This window comes from Duganella qianjiadongensis, from assembly GCF_009857915.1.
Lineage (GTDB): Bacteria > Pseudomonadota > Gammaproteobacteria > Burkholderiales > Burkholderiaceae_D > Rugamonas > Rugamonas qianjiadongensis.
Genome location: NZ_WWCM01000025.1, coordinates 16,644 through 36,125, shown reverse-complemented (window position 1 = coordinate 36,125; position 19,482 = coordinate 16,644). Strand labels below are relative to the sequence as shown.

14 protein-coding genes are annotated in these 19,482 nt (G+C 52.4%); 6 read left to right on the top strand and 8 right to left on the bottom strand.

Annotated features, from left to right (window positions below; genetic code table 11):
- Positions 1–24 precede the first annotated feature (24 nt).
- The 3 genes from GTP27_RS21685 to GTP27_RS21675 form a co-directional block, all read right to left on the bottom strand.
- Positions 25–1,935: a TnsB C-terminal domain-containing protein gene (locus GTP27_RS21685; protein ID WP_161041183.1), complete on the bottom strand. Its 1,911-nt coding sequence runs from the start codon at positions 1,933–1,935 to the stop codon at positions 25–27.
- Positions 1,936–2,003: 68 nt separating this feature from the next.
- The gene (locus GTP27_RS21680; protein WP_161041182.1) at positions 2,004–2,633 is read right to left on the bottom strand and encodes a hypothetical protein; all 630 of its coding nucleotides are present in this window, start codon (positions 2,631–2,633) and stop codon (positions 2,004–2,006) included.
- 1,105 nt (positions 2,634–3,738) lie between these two features.
- On the bottom strand, positions 3,739–4,287 hold the full coding sequence (locus tag GTP27_RS21675) for an OB-fold protein (protein ID WP_161041181.1): 549 nt from the start codon (positions 4,285–4,287) through the stop codon (positions 3,739–3,741).
- A 561-nt stretch (positions 4,288–4,848) separates the two neighbouring features.
- On the opposite strand from GTP27_RS21675, the gene GTP27_RS21670 reads away from it, so the two are divergent.
- The 4 genes from GTP27_RS21670 (at position 4,849) to GTP27_RS21655 (ending at position 10,798) form a co-directional block, all read left to right on the top strand.
- Positions 4,849–6,627, top strand: a complete 1,779-nt coding sequence (locus GTP27_RS21670) for a site-specific integrase (RefSeq protein ID WP_161041180.1) — start codon at positions 4,849–4,851, stop codon at positions 6,625–6,627.
- Positions 6,628–7,258: 631 nt separating this feature from the next.
- Positions 7,259–8,602 carry a competence protein CoiA family protein gene (locus GTP27_RS21665; protein ID WP_161041179.1) on the top strand — a complete coding sequence of 448 codons (1,344 nt, stop codon included), beginning with the start codon at positions 7,259–7,261 and terminating at the stop codon, positions 8,600–8,602.
- Positions 8,603–9,080: 478 nt separating this feature from the next.
- Positions 9,081–9,770, top strand: a complete 690-nt coding sequence (locus GTP27_RS21660; RefSeq protein WP_155436751.1) for an AAA family ATPase — start codon at positions 9,081–9,083, stop codon at positions 9,768–9,770.
- Positions 9,767–10,798, top strand: coding sequence for a ParB/RepB/Spo0J family partition protein (locus GTP27_RS21655; protein ID WP_161041178.1), 1,032 nt, complete (start codon positions 9,767–9,769; stop codon positions 10,796–10,798). The genes GTP27_RS21660 and GTP27_RS21655 overlap by 4 nt, the downstream gene beginning before the upstream one ends.
- Positions 10,799–10,868: 70 nt before the next feature.
- Here GTP27_RS21655 and GTP27_RS21650 read toward each other — a convergent pair whose 3' ends face one another.
- From GTP27_RS21650 to GTP27_RS21630, 5 genes are all read right to left on the bottom strand, one after another.
- Complete coding sequence (locus GTP27_RS21650) at positions 10,869–12,239, bottom strand: replication initiation protein (RefSeq protein ID WP_371865978.1); 1,371 nt, start codon at positions 12,237–12,239, stop codon at positions 10,869–10,871.
- Positions 12,240–13,116: 877 nt separating this feature from the next.
- Positions 13,117–13,500 carry a hypothetical protein gene (locus GTP27_RS24290; protein WP_161041176.1) on the bottom strand — a complete coding sequence of 128 codons (384 nt, stop codon included), beginning with the start codon at positions 13,498–13,500 and terminating at the stop codon, positions 13,117–13,119.
- Positions 13,497–14,489 (bottom strand): tyrosine-type recombinase/integrase, encoded by a 993-nt coding sequence (locus GTP27_RS21640; protein ID WP_161041175.1) that lies wholly within the window; start codon positions 14,487–14,489, stop codon positions 13,497–13,499. The genes GTP27_RS24290 and GTP27_RS21640 overlap by 4 nt, the downstream gene beginning before the upstream one ends.
- Before the next feature lie 648 nt (positions 14,490–15,137).
- Positions 15,138–15,416, bottom strand: coding sequence for a helix-turn-helix domain-containing protein (locus GTP27_RS21635; protein ID WP_371865977.1), 279 nt, complete (start codon positions 15,414–15,416; stop codon positions 15,138–15,140).
- 89 nt (positions 15,417–15,505) lie between these two features.
- Positions 15,506–15,796 carry a P-loop NTPase family protein gene (locus GTP27_RS21630; protein ID WP_161041174.1) on the bottom strand — a complete coding sequence of 97 codons (291 nt, stop codon included), beginning with the start codon at positions 15,794–15,796 and terminating at the stop codon, positions 15,506–15,508.
- A 1,207-nt stretch (positions 15,797–17,003) separates the two neighbouring features.
- Here GTP27_RS21630 and GTP27_RS21625 point away from each other — a divergent pair.
- Positions 17,004–18,578, top strand: coding sequence for a recombinase family protein (locus GTP27_RS21625; RefSeq protein WP_161041173.1), 1,575 nt, complete (start codon positions 17,004–17,006; stop codon positions 18,576–18,578).
- The gene (locus GTP27_RS21620) at positions 18,575–19,480 is read left to right on the top strand and encodes a ParB/RepB/Spo0J family partition protein (protein WP_161041172.1); all 906 of its coding nucleotides are present in this window, start codon (positions 18,575–18,577) and stop codon (positions 19,478–19,480) included. The genes GTP27_RS21625 and GTP27_RS21620 overlap by 4 nt, the downstream gene beginning before the upstream one ends.
- The last annotated feature ends 2 nt before the right edge of the window (positions 19,481–19,482 follow it).

Genomic DNA, 19,482 nt, shown 5'->3' with positions numbered 1-19,482 from the left:
CACCTTTACTTGTCGAGAGAACTGCTAGTGCGAGAACACCTGACCGGTACCGATAGTCAGGCTCTGTCCTTTCACCGGGCCACTCAAGCCGGTGCCACTGTCGGCATGCTGGGGCGCGGCTTCCGCCAGCGTCGAGTCGTGCCCGCCGGAGTGAACCGGCCCAGGCGGAGCCTTCGGAACCGGTGCTGCATCCTGAACGACACGACGCGCCGTTTCCGCTTTGCTGGCGGCACGACGCCGTTTTCCCGCATGCTTGCGCAGGTACTCGAGATAGCACTGCACCGGGTCATCGTAACGCAGGATACGTAACTTGCGCTCGCGCATCAGTGCCATAATTTCCCGGCGCATATGCAAGGTATGCGCCGTGCGTCGCCAGGCCCCCTGGACCTCGATCACGCCGAGCTCTCGCCCGCCGCCATCGAAAACACGCAACACACGCACGTCCTCGACATCAAAATAAATCAGCACTGGCTGCCCGATCAGGTCTGCCCGCCCAGCTAGGCTGCGGCTGGTGTAGTTCGCGCCGAAGAATTGAATATAAGGCCGCACTCCGCGTGCGATGCTTCCGCGGATATGCCCCTCATGTTGGTGCTGCAGCAGGCACAGATGGCGCCGCATGGGCTCGGCCAGCCACCTTAACCCGATGCGTTTCTCGTCGACGTAGTAGCTCAGCGTTTCCAGCGGGGTGCGGCCGCCTAATCCTGCATGGGGATGGGCGTTGTAATTCGCGATGGCCACCGCTGTCAGCTCCATCAGTTCATCGAGCCTCACTATCGCCGGCGCACCGGCCCCCAGTTCCTCTATGCGCCGGCGCGGGTCGCTAACGCCGATACCCGTGGTGCCAGGCAAACGATGCGCCAAGACCGAAGCAAGCGTACCGAAAAAGCGTTCGATGTGCGGTCGCTCATTAGGCCGGTGGAGCGGCCCCGCTTGTGCGCCGCAGCCGACAACTTCAGTCAGCACGCGCAAGGTGTCGTGGGCCAAATTGGCGCGTGCGTTATCGAAGCGAAACATATTCCAGACTGCGTAGCCCAGTTCGGGGAAGCGCTCCGATGGCATGCCCGCGCCGGGGGCGTAGCGCAGACCGGGAATCGTCAATGCCGGTGGGCGCCATGGAAGCAACGCGCGTTCCACAGTTTTGAGCACATCGAAGCGGCTGTATTCAGGCTCGAGCACGATGTTATAGCCCAATACAGCACGGCTGCACACATCGATGATGGTGAGCAGCCAGACCCGCTCAATGTCGAACGACTCCTCAATGCCGGCCACCCGTTCGAACACCACGCGCAGTCGTACATCGACTCGGTGCCCATCGAACTCGACCACGTCATAAGGCTGCGTCGCCACCGACGGAAGACCCTGTGCGTCGGGTCGGACACCACCGGAGCGCTTGTCCGCCAGCGCGGCACCTGCCGCCGTTTCAAAGGTTCGCGTCGCGATCGCTTTCGCGGCCGCGGCCAGACTGCGGATACCTCGCTGCTTCTGAACCAATGGATAGTCGCGTTCGGTCAGCCCAAGTTGCAGGCATAGCTGGAGAAAGCGCTGATGCAAGTCGGTCAGTCCAACGAGAATCGGACCACTCGCCCCCTCGTGCAAGACCACGTGGTGCGCTTGCAGTTCGCTTACGATCAGGGCTTCCAGCTCGGGGTAGCGCTGCAGCAGTTGGGTAAATACGCCGGCTTTGCCGGCACTGCCAGGTCGTCCGATTCTCGCCAGACGCCGATAGGGTTTCACCCGTTCATATGGAATCAGTGCACGAAAGCCCTGGATCCGGCCGTCCACATGGGGTTCAAGACAGCGCAAATAGTGACGCCGCACGGTACTGTACGAGACACCTGTCGCGGCCTCAATTGCGTGCAACGACTGGCGCAGGCAATAGCGGCGCACAGCTTCTTCACGGGCCCGAAATACTTCCTGCTCGCTACTAGTGAGCATAGGCCACGCCACGGTTGGCCAATCGCAAGGATCTGCGCGAACAGTGCCGCTAGCGTGTCGCAGCCGGCTCATATCCGCGCTCGCCGAAAGACGGTCCTTGCGTCGAGCGCCCGGTCGCGCAAAGAACCTGCTGTGACGCGGCCCTGATGCAGCAACATGAGCGCCGCCGTGCGTACCAGCACTATGTCGAGCGGCTGAAAATCACGCTCGATATCGCCCAATGTCGGTGCCGATCGCGTCGCCTGTTCGATGGCCTTCAATAAGCGGGGGCTAACGAAACGCGCATTCGCCGACAGATACGGCAGGATGCGCATCCAATTCTCAATCCAGATACTACGCGATGTCAGAAACCTGGCATCAATGTAGTGCACCTTGATGTCTTCGCTCGGACTTAAGGCACCGGCGTACCCCAGCCGGGACTCGCCGGCGACTATCCAGCACACCTCCCGTCGTCCGGCCTTAACCCAGAAATCAGTCAGCAGTTTACCGCCGTCGTGCCGCCAATACGCCGGACGCTCACAATAAGAGTTAACCCATGGAGTAGCTTCAAACAACGTCCAGAGGCGCACCTGCAGGGAGCTGAACAGCGTCAGCCTCCGGCCAATTTTGGGCGCCCAGAACTCAAAACGCCCAGCCCCCTTAGGACGCGTTTCGGTGATCGCTTGGGTGAAGCGCAGCGGTATGGAACTAGGCGCCATGCGGTTCTCCGACTGGTTGACAACAATTTAGCAGACTTACTTGGAAATTCAAGGATATGACAGAATTACTTCGCTGATGATCGAAGTAAAAATGCTAAAATATTTTACGATAACCAATAAAATCAATTAGTTACAGAATCGTACCTTTTGCAGATTTACTTTGAGTGACGACGAATCGCGTTCTTGCATGTACAGGCTGCGGCGGTGGAAGGCGACACTGCGTGCCAACGCTTGCTAGCGAGTATGCACGGGTTTGGGACAGGAACACCTTCAGATGAAGTCGCAGCAAGGCGTTGGAAAATGGTTGCGGCACTTTCAGGTGACGTAACCGGACGCAAAGAACTCGTTAGTATCTTTGGTTCTCGTGATAATGCCTACGATCCGATCCTTGTCTATGCGTTGTTATCTGAAGCGGGAGAGCAGAATGACGCCGTTCTGGAGTATTGGGCTGCGAGAATATCAGCGCTGGATCTAATTGAAGCGAAGCGGGTTTCTACAGCGTTATCACACCTACGGAAGAATAGGTAATGACATCGAGGCGGAGCACAAGTGAACGACCCAGTGCTTCCATACATTGAGTTCAACCCTAATACTAATGGGGGCGATCGGACAGACCTACCGTTCCGCGCCGATTCAGACTACGACTAAATCCTGCAGGGCGCTACAGAAGCGTTCCGGCCGGAAGCGGTTACGCAATATACCACGCAAGCAATGCTAGAATAGCAATGCCATAACCTTAGTTTCGACTATGCACACAACGCCTCAACATAAAGATTCGTACGCGGCGCCTTTCCCTCGCGATTATCAAGCACTTAGCAAAGCATCTAAACCATTAGGTCGAAAGGTATTATCTCTGCGCCTGTCCTAATCATTACATCGATCGCGCTCGCGGCCGCTAACGTTCATTGTGCCGATCGATTCCACACCCGCAAAGCACCAGGTGATTCCGCTCAACCTAGCTGGTCGAAATCACCTGCTCAGCTAATTTCTGGCTCCGGTTGTAGGTTAGTACACTTCAGCGTAAAGACAGCACAGCAGTTTTCACGTGGAGCAGAAGGGAACAGATTTATGCAAATACCGGGAATGAGTTTATGCAATCAAGCGGCTACTCTGATGTACAGTTCCGTAATGTTGGGACGCCAAAAGACAGTCCGTTGCCAATGCAGGTCAAGATCACCTGATCTCCTTTAGATAGTTTAGCAACATAGGCTTCCAACTCAGTTTCAAACGAAGTACTTACATCCTTGTGTTCATCGGCAGTTGCAAGGTCTACATACATCCCTCCAAATGCTCCCTTCCGAACGCCGCGTACCACTCCCTTTATGGTTACCGGCTTACTTCGGAATTTCAGATCAGCTGCGACTTCATTTGCCTGATATGCAAACCAATACTGTTGTGCTGTAAGAACGCCATCATCCTTCACTTCTTCGGAAGCCACCGGACTTTCTAAAGGAGCAGGATTCGAATCAGGCGTGGCGTCAGTCACCTGATGCAGTTCAAGCATCGACGAGAGCATGAACCACAGAAATACGGTACAAAAACCGAACAGAATCCCGATTGCATTCCGTAAAAACAAACTTTGTCCCTTTGTTTTCAGGTAATGCGACGCTAGAAGCCAACATAGCAGGAACAGGATAACTATCGCGACATCCATAAACACCTCAAATTAGATATTTTATTTATAACTATAAGGCATTCTACCAAACCCATTTTGCTATCTATACGCATCGTGCCGTCATCTGGCATGTTATCGATATGGCGGCCGATCCCAAGCACAAGAATTGTGGGTGTCTGCAAAGCCCCCTTGTTCCCGGCTGGTTTTGTGCTAAAACAGTAGTATCGCTGCGTGCGCTCCGTGGGACTGGCGCCGGTAGTAGGTGTTCGGCTGGCCAGCGTGGCGCCCTAAAGAACACAATCATGCAAAAAACCGCCTTCAGGCCATTTTTTTGTGGCCTATCCTTACCTGATAATCCGAATTATCGGGAAAGCATTTATGGTGATTTTTGCCGTGAAACGCTATCATTGAGGGGGTAACACGTCGGAAAGGAATAAAGTCTGACACCATGGAATAAAGTCTGACACCCAGTAATAGAGTCGGACACCGATTTGCACCCTTGCAGTGCATAGTCCGAGATCGGCAACAGCCGTATGCGGCCTCCCGCCCAGAGTGGTGTCAAACTTTATTGTTTGGGGATCACTCATACAGGATAGCTCGATGGCGCAACATAGCGATATTATTCTGCCAACACTGGCATACACCCGCGGCGATTACACCGCCTTGCGCGCCTTCTGCCTCAAAATCCCCCTCGATGTGATCGCCGACCGCTACTACAGCCATGACGCGCCCCAGCTCGAAACCGGTCTGGAACGCTACCTGATCGCCATGCGCGACGATCTGATCGAACGCGCCAGCGTGAACAACCCGCTGCTGGCCGACAACCTCAAAACGGCGCGACGTAACGGCCATATCACCGCGCGCACGCTGGATCTCCTGATTCAGATCGCCGAGGCGCCGCCGGCGACACCTAAGCCCGAGCAAACCATCGCCATGTGGATGCGGCCACGCACGACGGCCGCCCTGAAGGCCGAGCAGCTAGTCACGTTGGGCGACTTGCGAGCCTTTATGTTGCGCCGCGGCCCGAGTTGGTGGCGCGGGGTGCCGCGTGTGGGGATACACCGCGCCGAGGCGATCGCCAACTGGATGCGCAAACACGAAGCGAGCCTCGGCAGCATCTATACGGGGAACTATGTCCCCTCCCCTACCCAGCTCGAACTGCTCGGCGTTGGCCAGAACGAGTACATGGTGCCGATCAAACACGCCAAAGCGCCCGATTGGCTCGATGGTTCGGCCGGCATCAACCGTGACCACCGCTTCAATTTCATCAGCGCACAGAACGATCTGGAGGCTATACGAGCCTATCTAGACCGTTTCAGCGACAAGCCCCACACGCTGCGCTCCTACACCAAGGAACTGGAGCGATTCCTGTACTGGTGCGTGCTGGAGGCGAATAAACCGCTCTCCTCGGTGCTGGTGACCGATTGCGAGGCCTACAAGGCGTTTCTGAAGCGCCCAAGCGCCCGTTTTGTCGGTGACCGCGCACCACGCTCTTCGACCCGCTGGCGCCCCTTCAGCAAGGAACCGCTCTCCTCTGCTTCCCAGCTGCACGCCATCGTCGTGATCCGTTCGGCGTTCGCCTACCTCGTCGCGGTGCGCTACCTGGCCGGCAACCCGTGGTTGGCCGTCAAAGGTCCGGTCGTGGTCAAGAAAGTGCACGAGATGCAGATCGACAAAGCCCTGTCGCGCGACCTGTGGGATGAAGTCATCGACCGGCTGACGGAACGGTGCGAACTACCCGAGAACAGCCAGGACCGCATTGCGCTGGCCATGATGCTGCTCTTGGGTGACTCCGGCCTGCGTCGTGAAGAAGCCGCCGGCGCGATGCGCGACGCACTCAAACCGAATAGATGGGCTTACGACGCTGGCCAGCTGACCGTGATCGGCAAGCGCAACGCCGAGCGGATCGTGCCAGTTAGTCCCCGGACGCTGGATGCTCTGCGCGCGCACTGGATTGATCGCGGGCTCGATTTCGATAAAGCCGACCAGCCCGTATCACTACTGGCGCCGCTCATCATCCCGCAGCATCAGGACGCGATCGAGCGTCATGCCACGCCCAATGTCGTGGGCTATACCGGTGACTCGCTCTATCGCCTCTTCCAAGCCACGCTCAAGCGCCTCAAATTCGATCCGGACGCGATTGAAGGATTCACCAGCGAGCAGTTCAATGAACTGGAGTCAGCATCGCCTCATGCGCTGCGGCATACGTGGGGAACGCTGGCCGTCGAAGATGGTATGCCGCTCGATGTTGCCCAAGCCATCATGGGGCACCAGAGTCCAGCCACGACGGCCATCTATGTGCAGGCGAAGACTAAGCGCATCTTGGAGGAAGGTGCCAAGTACTTTGCCAAAAGAGACATATCCAAAGCGAAAAAGTAGAATTTTTGCGTCCGTCTTGGCGTTCGGAAAACCAGCAGCTCTCACACGGCTATTGCCCACGCACCATGCGATAGATGCACCTGGAGTCGCACTAGCCTCCAGTCGACTGCGATCACAGATCAGATCTACTGGGTACAACGTGGAGACTTCGAACTGATGTTTATTGATGATGGCGAGCATATCCGCGTAGATTGCGTTGATCATGATGAGATCCTTATTGATAGTGAGCTGGCAAGCTCATTGAGGTGAAGTACTTTGCGATGCACCAGCATGAGATGGTGATCGAAGAGCGAATGCCGAGAATCGGCGTTAGAAATGCAGGCCAGCTAAAGGATGCTGTGCATAGCTGAATCGTTGACTCAGCTAGACGGTAATGAGGAGATATGCCGCATGGCGACCGTCATATAGTGCCACAGCGGTATCATGGCTTAAAGAAATTGCTCTGATCCCAGCGCATCAATCTAGGGATCGCAGTTAATTGCAGCGCAGCTTTCACCGGTGAAAGTGAAAACGTTTTGTTACCTTCATTTCATGGAATAGCCGAACTCCAACCTGGTCGGCTAGTCTATAGTGTCAAGCACGCCTCCCCTCCCTCACGGCGATCATGTGTCCCGAATTCATGGTGTGATAAATGAATGTAGCAGATGAAAAATTAAAATTTCGAGCGTTGCTGAGTCTTGTTAGCTTTATCCCTAATAGCTTGCATAAAGAGTTGGAGTTTCAGCAACTTAAAATGCTAGAGATCGGCATCTCAGGTGAAGAAATTAATCACATCATTCATGACAATCATAGTCGAGAAGGCATCACTCGCCATCGAGCTTTGCTCACACTTACAGACATTCGAAGACAGGCAGGCATACCCGATCCGTATTCCATGCGCAATGCGAAATTACCCGGGCAACTTCAGGCAACGATTGATGACGCAGATGCCTACTTACGTTTGAAGGGTGGCCGCAGAAAGCATCCTTCCCCCCCGATATCTTCGCCACCTCCACAGAGATTCTTGGCGACTCGGCCCCGTGAGGTTGAGGGATTGGCCGTGCCATACGGGATCAACTCACATGGTGTTCTTGTATGTGCAAATGATGTTGATTCGACGGAGCCGTACCATTGTTTAAGTTGTGCCGCACAGCTAACACTTAAAGCTGGCGATCTCCGGGTCCACCACTTCGCTCACAAGGTTGGATCTCGTTGTGATGGCGAATCTGTGCTCCATCAAATTGCAAAGGAACTCGTGGCACAGGTGATTAATGAAATGACTCGCTCAGCTAAGGAGTTGCGTTTGTCATGTACGTGTCGTAAGTGTCGGAAGCAGTTCGATACTGTGCTCGGAAGTAGCGCCTTTGATCGCGCAGTGAATGAAGCGCAGGAAGGGGCGTTCCGTTGTGATGTAATGGCCTACAGGGGAGATAGTGCGGTTTTAGTTATCGAAGTGATCAATACACACGCAGTGAATCAAGCGAAGGGTGAAGCACTTCGGGTTCCATGGATTGAGTTAGATGCCAATGACATTATCAATGATCCGTACTACTGGAGGCCGACGCAAGAACGATTGAAAGACACCCTATGCCCGGACTGCAGAGATCAAGCGAGGAGAATTAAGGCAGTTGCTAATAAGCGCGGTCAACTACTACCTAATGATCCCTACGTAGGGGCAGTGGTATCGTGCTATAAATGCAGCGCGGATATTGTGGTGGACTGGTGGCCTGGCGTCCCCTTTGCTGAAACTGCGCCACCGTCACCAGCACCTAGTTCAATTAGGTATGCAAGTTCTCGCGCTTATGGTGGGAGGTATTGGGCGAATACTTGCCCATGCTGTTCCGCTATACAGGGCGATAATTTCGTGTTCTTGGATACCAAGTCGCCTTTTGCCAGTCTCAGTATGCGTGACGTGGGACAGACCATGCCTCGATTAACATTCCAAGTTGAGGGGGCTACTGCCCTGTTTAAGCAAAAGCTGCTGAAAAGTATTTAATACTCCTCCTGAGCCACTTTCACCGGTGAAAGTGGCTTGTCATTACGTCTGTGGAGAGAACATTGAGGGCTATTGCGCAATGCTCGGTCGTTTTTCCGACAGCCACATTTCGTCCATTTTCACCGGTGAAAATGATCAGTAGCGGTGCCTAAAATTGACACGCCGAATATGTCATATCCGGTACGCGATTGTGTTCTATTTGAATGCGCTAAGCCTTAGCATCTACCTTGACTCAAGACTCTGACATTTCTGCTGTCGACTTAGCTGACAGGACTTATTGGCGCCTCATCGATTCAATATTTCACCACTTTCACCGGTGAAAGTCTGTATGCGATAAGAAGAAGACTGCGCCGAAATTTCTTCTGGTAATTTTGATCGCATAATTTTTATTATTTGCACAAAAATAAAAAATAAAATATGATGTTACTTTATCGCGGCGTAACGGTATGCCGCTTTCACCGGTGAAAGTGAGGATGGGATGACTGCCAAGATTGTGACGATATTCAACCAGAAGGGCGGTTGTGCAAAAACGATGACTACCATGCAGGTTGGTGGTACTTGGGGCATGCTTGGATTGAAGGTTTGCATTATCGACATGGACCCACAAAACACGGCCAAGTTATGGAGCTTGCAGGCAACTGCTGAAGCTCCATTCCCAGCTGAAGTGCTGAATTTTGCGCCGCTCGGTAAGAACTTCATTCACAAAGTTGAGCAGCTAGTAGATAAGTACGATGTCATCCTAGTGGATTGCCCACCGGCGATTGAATCGCCAGTACCATGGACATCGCTTCTGATTGCTGATTACGCCGTGATCCCCGTCATCCCTGTTCTTGATAACGTATGGGCATCGAAGATAGCTGAAGATCTTATTATTAAAGCACGCGACGAACGTCCTAACGAAGTGCTGGGCGCGACGTACCTCTTAAGTGTGATGCGAAAAGGAAAAGTGTTTGATACTTGCCTTGACTCCCTTAAAGAGGACAGCAAACTCCCAATCATGAATTCTAAGGTCGGCATGCGTAATGCTTACCCAGAGTGCCAGGCTTACGGATGTTCTGTAGGAGCCTTTGGTGCATCTGTCGCAAAAAATGAAATCGAGGCGGTTGCCTATGAACTGGCGAACCAAGTTGGTCTGAATCTCAAAAAACCCAAGGCAGCTAAGAAATGAATAAGATTAAAAAACAGGATTTGTCACAGCGGATGCGTTCTGCAGTCTCGTCTGCGCCCACGTTGAATAATCGGTTTGCACACGCTGCTGCTCGGGCGGAACTCAATCCAGTGCTCCCTGCCTCGCAGGCGCAAGAAGAAGCCTCGACACAGAGCGCTCCTGCCGAAACAGTTCATCCGACAGTGCCTGCTACACAAGCTGCAACAGCCGCACCGGTCTTGGTCGCTGGTGGTGGAGTACTGCGTGAAGTTCCACTTGATCAAATTGAACCGAATCCCTTTAATGCACGGCACATCTATCGGCCAGAGCGAGTGAATGAACTAGCGACCAGTATTGGCGCCAATGGACAAGAAACGCCGGGCTCAGCCGTGGCTGTAGGCGATAAAGTAATTCTGATCGCTGGCCACTATCGCTGGAAAGCTCTCAAGCGCCTTGGTCGTCCAATGCTGCTGGTTGTTTATCCGCCGATGACCGACCAAGAGCTATACGCTAAAAGCTTCCGTGAGAATCATGATCGCGAAGAAGAAACTGCGCTCGATAATGCATTGGCGTGGCGTAACCTGATTGATAAAGGCGTGTATTCCAGTGAAACCGAAATCGCAGAAGTAACCGGCTATTCACTGCCATCGATCAATAAAACAATGGCTATTTTGGGATTGCCAGAACCCATCTTGGCAATTGTACGTGAGAACCCGGTACAGTTCAAAGTTAGTTTGCTATATGAATTGAAGCTGTTCGCTGAATCGGCACCGATTGAAAAAGCTATCGAATTGACACAAGGGATCTTGGCAGGGGAGGTGAGTCGTAAAACGATCACCGACGCACGTGAAATTTACGAGAAACCAAAAACTGCGCGTAAGCAGAAAGAAACGTCGCGTGCATATAAGATTACGCGCGACGGTCGTGATATCGGATCTATGAAAACGTGGGATTCTGGTCGAGTATCTTTCGATGTAAAAATCATCGATGCCGTAGAGCGCCAGAAGCTGATCGCAGAACTACGCGATCGCTTTGGCTTGACAGAATAGTCCCACAATTTTAGTGACTATATAAAAACGGAGTCGGTTCTAAAAAATCGACTCCGTTTTGTTTGTTAGATTAGGAGTTGTCGGAAGCAAATAGTCCAGGGCCTTTGTTCATCTTGGCTGCCTTCTTTTGTTGCTGTAGCTGGAGTGTCACGAAGGCGCCGAAACTCTGATGCACGATTGGTTCTTGCAGGTGATCAATCAGCTCATGAGTTTCAATACCAAGTCTGGTGGCAAATAGAGCGGAAGTAGATAGGTTTGCAAATGCTCGGGCTAACTTATTTTGGTCGTCGACTGACATTGCTTCGAAGGCCTCCCAGCCGGCGTTTGCGTCACGTTTATGCTTGGCTGTGAATTCTCTATCTGCCGACTTTTCTCGTATATCTTTCGCGTCGGCACCTGCCTGACTATCTGCTGCAGCTATCGCTTTACGCTGGCGCAGGTCTTGATCCAGAGTCCCTATGATGTAGCCTTCGCGCAATGCTTTCATAAAGTAACCACTGACCCGAATCTTAATCTTGCCGGCAGCAGCAGCATGGCGAGTGTAGTCAATGGCTTGCTGGATTACTTCATCAGAATAACGAGCTCGGTCCTTGATGATTTCATCGATATCCGCGTGGCTTAACCCAATCTCGTTCCTGAGCGTCTCATATAGTGTTTTCAGAATAACCAGGGCAGCCTTTTGTTCGTCGGCACGATTGTTTTCGTCCCATACAAAACGAACTTCATTTACCTTTTTAGAACCTGGTACATTTTGAGTGACCATAGTGATTTCTAGACCAGTTACCTCGTGGATTTCAGCGATCGCAACGTCGAGAACGCGTGATCTGAAGTGTTTGAACAACTCGTAGGTTTTTTTGTTGCACTCCAACCATATCCGGAGTGTTTCTAATCCAAACCAAGGTGTTGCACCTTCTTGCATGTAGGGCTGCAGGCGGTCATACAAAATTTTAGTGTAGACCGATTTGAAGACGTATCGAAGCGCTAAAAAGTGCGTAGCACGTGGGTCACGAATGACCAATTGCAGTTCCTCAGCTAGATCGAAGATAAACCGACCATTGCTTATGCGTGCTGTCCCCATCAATGGAATAGAACCCCATGGATACGTGTTATCGGATTGGATTTCAGTGCCATTGAGTTCAATAGCAGCCATTTGCGCCTCGCGAATCAGACGTTTGATGTGCGCTCGGTTATCGCTTGTTGTGCCAAGCAACCACTTGAACAGACCCAGTTCAATTGAATAGGTCTTTTTTACTTCGCTTTCAGTAGCTACGATGAAATAAGCAACATCGAGCAATCGGCGGCCTGCCAGTGACAAATCAACGATTTGAACCAAGGCGTTATTGCGACGATACCCGAGACTGGTAGGGGCACTGGTAATGTTTTTGTTTTGCTGTGAAAGTGAGTCAAACAGCATTAGTGCTAGTTGTCGGTCGTCGTTCACAGTTCGATCCTTGGTTTTGTTCGTCAGATTCATAGTGACAGATAGTGACTGGAAATAGTCACCGTGTCAAAACACAAACAGTGACTTTGTGTCTGATTCGCGAATTTAATGTTATGAGTCTTTTGTGTTATCCACAGAATTTCGGAAGTAAGTTAGTTTTTTTTAAAAACAAAACATACAAACAGAGGAATCGGCTTTCTTTATAAAACAAGGACTTAGTGAAGAAAGGTCACGTTTATGATGAGCAAAGTCACTAGATTTGTAGAGATAGGTCATTTTCTGTAGCACAAGGTCACCGTATTTGTTGTGGGGTTCTGATTCTGGGAATACGAAGGTCACTATATTTGTAGGCCAAAGACACTGTATTTGTTGTCGCTAAAAATGAACGCCAAAAGGTAAATTTTTGATAAGTTTCAGCCTTTAAAATGTACTTTTTCAAAATATTGGTATTAGGTTATCAGTGCGTGGCCAGCATTTGGGGACTGAAAGGTCACTAGATTTGTTGTTGGATTTGAAGAATGGCGGTTATACACCTGTTTTTTTCTCGGTTTAAATTGAAAAGGTCACTAAATTTGTTGTGATTCGTTGGGTATAGCTTGTGAAGCTCGCGGGAATTTTATTGTCTGGCGCTAGAACTACTACAAATTTAGTGACCTTTCCATGTTAATGCGGGTTTCAATGAGAGTGAGTATTCACAAATTCCCTACAAAAACAGTGACTTTGACTTGCTTGCGCGCCTCAAAAACATAACTTTGTGATTCACCGGTACAAAAAGCGTGACTTTGCCATTGAGTTTTGGAGGCTCGTTAGTTCTGACTGTATGCGTAAGGTCACTGTTTTTGTTGGCCGCACAATTGGCAGGAAAGGCCATCAGGTACTAGGTGCTTGTGCTGGTCGATATCATGGATGCCATGGAGGATATTAGCTGCTGAAGATCTGAGGCACATAAATGTGTGTCGTTTGCCAGTATCTGCTTGTACAGAAGGCTAATGATTCGCACAGCATCGGCCGGAACTACTGGTACTGCAATGATCGCTCTTCCAGTCTGCCCCATTCGAACAAAGAAGCCGCCATCCTGCACCTTGCAGTCCATGAACTTATCGTGCGCTGGCCCATGGCCAGTGAACTTCACGGCCGATAGTTTGCGTTCAAGAACCGCGAGCAGCTGGTACATCTCCGTTGGTGATAACTGAAAGACCAACTTGCTTTGCCAGTCGTACGTCGTGCGGCCAGCTGCTGTCAGCTGCTCGGAGCACGTCATGTATGGTCTGGATTTTCATTTTGGCGCTTCGCATTGATGTAGGTATCGGTCGAGCGCTCAAGGGCGAGGCCGAGCTGCTTGGTGAGCGTAGGCTTCTGGGTTCCGAGAGTGATTTCCTGCACTGCGTAAGTGTTGCGCAGCGTGCGGCCGCCGGAACGCTTAACATCGATCTTGGCGCTGGCCAGCGTTGATTTCACCTGCAGATAGACCGTCGATGCATTAAGGCGCTTGCCACTGGGCGCAGGGAAAGCCAAAGAGCCCGGGATTTGCAAGCGGCTGCGTTCATCTACCCACGCGAGTACGTCATTGACCGCTGGCGGCCGGAGGATTGTCGTATGTTCGTAGCTGGTGGAATGCTTCTGCTGTGGAGTCAGTTCGATTTTGTGCGAACCATCTAGTTCGGCCTGCAGGCTGATTTCATCCACCAACAGCCCAAGGACTTCCGACACACGCAAGCCAGCGAATAGCATCGTGAGCTGGATAGCGCGATCGCGCCGCCGGCGCCATTCTGCAGGCGCAAGGGAAGAGGGGAGGGCTGCCATGAAGCGTTCTATTTCACCAGCATTAAGAGCCACCATTGCCGTGTCCTTGAAATAGCGCTGCTGCTTTAAGGCGCCGAATATTGCGTGTCGCGCTGGGTTTGGTGCAATCTTCAAGTGGTGGTAGCAACGCTCGATCAGCCGAAGGTAGCGGTACGAGATTTTGCTATTGAGGTCTTGAACCTGGGTATTGCCCACGACGCTCCCAATTTTCAGAAACATCAGCAGGTCGTTATGCGTGGCTTTCGAGAAGCGCACGCTGCGGCTGGCCAGCCAGCGCGCGAATTTACCGAACATGAACTTGTAGACTTTTGCCCCTTCCGCACGCATGGGCGTCTCGCGTGTTTGATCTGCAGGGCGTGAGCCGGTACGAACGAATTCAATCGTCTCGACGAATTTGCCAAAGCAGGCGATGGGGTCTGCATCCCATTGTTCGATTACAGAGTTCATGTGTTTTCTCGGCTGGTAGCCACATTGGCCACGAATTCGACGCCATTTCAGGCGGTATTCAACTAACCGACATTTTACGTGTGCTTTTGATAGGTGCAAGCCGCTGAATTCTGAGGCCGTCCCTTTGTAGACGCTTTTGACCTTGTTCACTCTCTTTGTTCTCTTTGCTCTTTTGTTGCCGCGCAGAGGGCTGGCACGAGGTAGTGCCGGGGTTTGTATCCGAAGTCAGCGGCCTAAGCAGGGTTTTGACGGTATTTTTATAAACGTTGGTTAGTTGAATTAAGCTGATTTTTCTAAGCCAATTCGAATTACCTGGAGGGAGAGTGCTGGAGAGAGGTGGGCATGAGCAAGCATACAAACGCGAACATCCGCATCGTAGGGGGCGGCCGCATGCTCTGGGCACGAAAACCAAAGGAGAATTGCTGAAGAATAGGAAGGCAACGGACCAATACGTCGCAAGAAGTGAGATCAAAAGTTATGAGAATTCTTAATTAGAGGATTACCGCAAAGATCCCATCAATTTGAAACTGAGATTCTAAAGACGAGCAAACTATGTCATTGTTTCTATGGGAATTTACTCAATCTTCTCGCAAAAAACTGTGCAACTATATGCGAAAATCCAGCAGCCCCATGCCTTTCGTGATCCAATTATGACGTCATAATGAAGGCAGTAGAGTACCCAGTGTTAGCCGGTGGCCGGGGTGGGGGAATTTCAACGTTGGCGCCGGTGGCCGGGGTGGAGGAATTTGCTGTCGCTGACCCGGTGGCCAGGGCGGGGGAATTTGGTTCCTGCCCGGTCGTGCCAAGCGCTAGGCGGCGGATGGTTTTGCGGTCTACCCCGGTGAGCCGCGCTATCTCGCGCTGGCTGGTGCCGGTCGCCAGCAGCGTGGCGATAGTGGTTCGTTTGTTTGGTTTCAAGACGTTCACCCTCCATGCTCCCCTTCGATGGTCGAAGGGGTAAGGTTACGTCCTGCCAGCGGGATTGCTCTACTTTGGTCGGCAGCCTTATGGCGGCGCTAAGCGGTCAGGAGGTGGGGGATTTTGACCCGGCCAGCGGTGGGGGATTTTGCCTGGCCAACGGGGGCGGCGAGGGAGCGCAGCGTTTCGTCACGGCCGATACCGCCAACAATTACAGCATGGAAAATGACGTTTTTGCCTCCCTCTCGCAGTTGCTCAATCGTGTCGCCCTCAATCATGTAGGCCATCAAAGAAAGGAATGACGAAGAGCCGTTGTCCACCAGCGCATCCCCTTCAAATTCGAGAATCGTGTCGATCAACTCATCAAAGCGACGCTTATCAATATTCATGTTCTTGCTCATGATATTAATGTGTAGCGAGATTCATATGCTGAGACGCGACACCCCTGTGCGACCAGTCTTCGCGGGAAGGTGAGAAGAATCCATTGAGATTTGAGGACGCATAATGTGAGACTTCTCACATCAGTGAAGTAGCCTTGGGTTCCGAGGGCAGCGATTTTATCCACGTCACCCATGCTCTGGGTGCAGGAGAAGCTTCGAAGAGATGAACCATGTCGCGCCGGATTGCGATATGCTGTGGCACAGGCCTCTCAAATGAGACATGAACAATGCCCCTCCCGATTCAGCTCGATCTAGTTTTCAGCTACCAGCAAGCCGCCTTGGCTGAAACTTACCGCGCGCTCTGCCAAACGCATGGAAAAACGTTTGCGACCTACTTCGTAGATGAGTGCAAGGAGCAGGTGCTGAGGGCTGCTAAGACGCGTATTTGCGGCCGTAGTGAGTCTTGGCTATCGCAGGAAACCGCTCGGCTTAATCGAGGTCGTGCTTCCATTTCGGGTTAAAAATAACCGGCGCGCCTATCTGGCGCGCCAAAGTTCCGCAGTCAAGCAAGGTCTCCATATTCCTCATGTGGAGAAATCAATGACGCTCAAGCACTGCGCCGGCTGTGGTCAGGCGTTTCAGACACGTCCCCAGGCCCCTAAGCAAACCTTTTGTTCAGCGCCGGCGTGCCAGCGCACCAGGAAGCGCCAATGGCAGCAAAGTAAGCTGCAGTCCGATCCTGATTACCGAGACAACCAGCGACAGGCTCAGCGTGCTTGGCATGAGAACCATCCCGACTACTGGCGTCAATATCGCGACCGCCACCCAAAGTATGCACAACGCCGCCCAGATCCACAACGAGCCGGGACATTTAGCAACACAGACAGTGTAAAGATGGACTCGTGGATTGCACCCTCAATGTTGGCGCCAGGACTGTACAAGATATCGCCTGCCAGAGCGAATGGCATATCCAGCGACGGTAGTTTAATCGTTGAAATGACTCCTGTATGCCTGGATTGTCTTTGCAAAAAGGACGCGTGCAAAGATAGGACTCGTTAGGTTTTTCGGAAGAAGTTCGGTACTTTCGGCCAGACGTGCTTTCGATCGGATTGATGAAAGCGCTGCGGTGGGATGCGCCGCTGCACACGTGATCGTGGCCAGATGCTGGAAAGGCTGAACCGAAGGCGTGCATATCAAAGCAGAGGGATCGGATGCTATGTACCTAGACGAACAATCCGCTGGCGTGCCAGCTCGCTCGACAACTCCGGCAACTTTCCGTGCCGTTGAATACGTTCGGATGTCCACCGAGCATCAGCAGTATTCGACCGAGAACCAGGCCGACAAAATCCGCGAGTACGCACAGCGTCGCGGCATTGAGATTGTTCGTACCTACGCTGATGCAGGTAAGAGCGGATTGAGCATCGATGGTCGCCCGGCTTTGCAGCAGCTAATCAAAGACGTCGAGACAGGAACTACGGATTTCCAGATCATCCTTGTCTATGATGTGAGCCGCTGGGGGCGATTTCAGGATGCCGATGAAAGTGCATATTACGAATATATCTGTCGTCGTGCCGGAATTCAGGTGGCCTATTGTGCAGAGCAGTTTGAGAACGATGGCTCGCCTGTGTCTACCATCGTCAAAGGTGTCAAGCGCGCGATGGCCGGCGAATATAGCAGGGAGTTGTCGACCAAAGTATTCGCTGGCCAGTGCCGCCTGATTGAACTTGGATTTCGACAAGGCGGCCCTGCTGGATATGGCCTGCGACGCGTCCTGGTCGATCAGATGGGTGTCTTCAAAAGCGAGTTGACACGCGGCGAGCATAAGAGCCTACAAACGGACCGCGTTATCTTGCAGCCAGGCCCAGATGCTGAAGTGGCCGTGGTCAATAAAATTTATCGCTGGTTTGCTGATGACAATTTGGTGGAGTCAGAGATTGCAGAGCGGCTCAATGGTCAGGGCGTCAAGACCGATCTTGGCCGCGACTGGACGCGAGCCACGGTCCGGCAGGTACTCTCTAACGAGAAGTACATTGGGAATAATATCTACAACCGCCGATCGTTCAAGCTCAAGAAGCATCGTGTAGTCAACAGCCCGGATATGTGGACCAAGAAGGAAGGGGCATTCGAAGGCATTGTTCCTGCGGAGATTTTCTACACAACGCAGGGTATTATGCGCGCCAGGGCGCACCGCTACAGCGAGGAGGAACTTGTCGAGAAGCTGCGCAATCTCTATCAGCGACATGGCTTCCTGTCGGGGATGATCATCAACGAAGCGGAAGGCATGCCATCGGCAGCGGCCTATGCGCATAGGTTCGGTAGTCTTATTCGGGCATATCAGGCGGTGGGCTTTACGCCAGACCGGGATTATCAGTACCTGGAAGCCAATCAGTTCCTACGCCGGCTGTATCCAGAAATTGTTGGTGAGACGGAGAGAATGATCTCCGACGTCGGTGGCGTAGTTGAACGCGACCCGGCCACGGACCTTCTCACCGTCAACCGCGAGTTCACGGTCTCGTTAGTACTGGCCCGTTGCCAGTCATTCGACAATGGGCGCCGGCGCTGGAAGGTGCGATTCGACACCACTCTGGCTCCAGACATTACGGTAGCAGTACGCTTGGATGGTGAAAATCAGACTGTGCTGGATTACTACCTTTTGCCGCGGCTCGACTTCGGGCAGCCACGCATTCACTTGGCCGATCACAATTGCATTGAGTTCGAGTGCTACCACTTCGACACGCTGGATTATCTGTACGGCATGGCTCGGCGTATTCGTCTGAGGAGGAGTGCATGAGCAACAATCAGAACTATCATCATTCTGAGCTGCGCATGATCCCCCTGGAGAAAATCGACGTACTCAATCCGCGCGAACGCAATAATCGGATGTTTGAACAGATCGTTATCAACATTCGAAGCCTCGGCCTGAAGAAACCCATCGTTGTGACACCACGATCAGGTAAGGATGGCGAACGGTACCTGCTGATTTGCGGTGAGGGACGTTTCAAGGCGTTCAGAAGCCTTGGTCAGTCAGAGATCCCAGCGATTGTCATGAGCGTCGATGACGAGTCAGCTTTTATTATGAGTTTGACGGAGAACATCGCTCGCCGCAAGTTCAGTCCGCTGGAACTGCTTGCTGGCATAGAGCAGTTGCGAGATCAGGGATACGATAAAAAGGCGATCGCAGAAAAGACAGGCCTGAGCTTGGATTATGTGCAGGGCATCCTATACTTGCTCAAGAACGGTGAGGAGCGGCTTTTGATGGCTGTCGGTAGCGGACGCATCCCGCTCAATGCAGCAATCACTATCGCCGGCGCCGGCAACGATGACAAGGCGATCCAGTCAGCTTTGCAGGAAGCCTATGAGTCCGGCAAGCTACGCGGCAGCCAACTGATTCAAGCACGTAGGGTAATTGAACGTCGTCGCACACGTGGTCGAGGCATGGGCGGCAAGGTGGCACCCCGTAAACATAACGAGGATGTCACCACATCGAGCCTGGTGCGCAATTATAAACGCGAGGTCGAGCGCCAGAAGCAGTTGGTCAGAAAAGCAGAGACTGCGCAACGCAGTCTGTTGTTCATTGTTGGCGCGTTGCGCCAGCTACTTGTTGATGAAAATTTCGGGAACCTTTTGCGCGCAGAAGGACTGGATACACTGCCGCAGTATCTTGCAGACAGAGTATGGTCGAAAGGAATTTAATT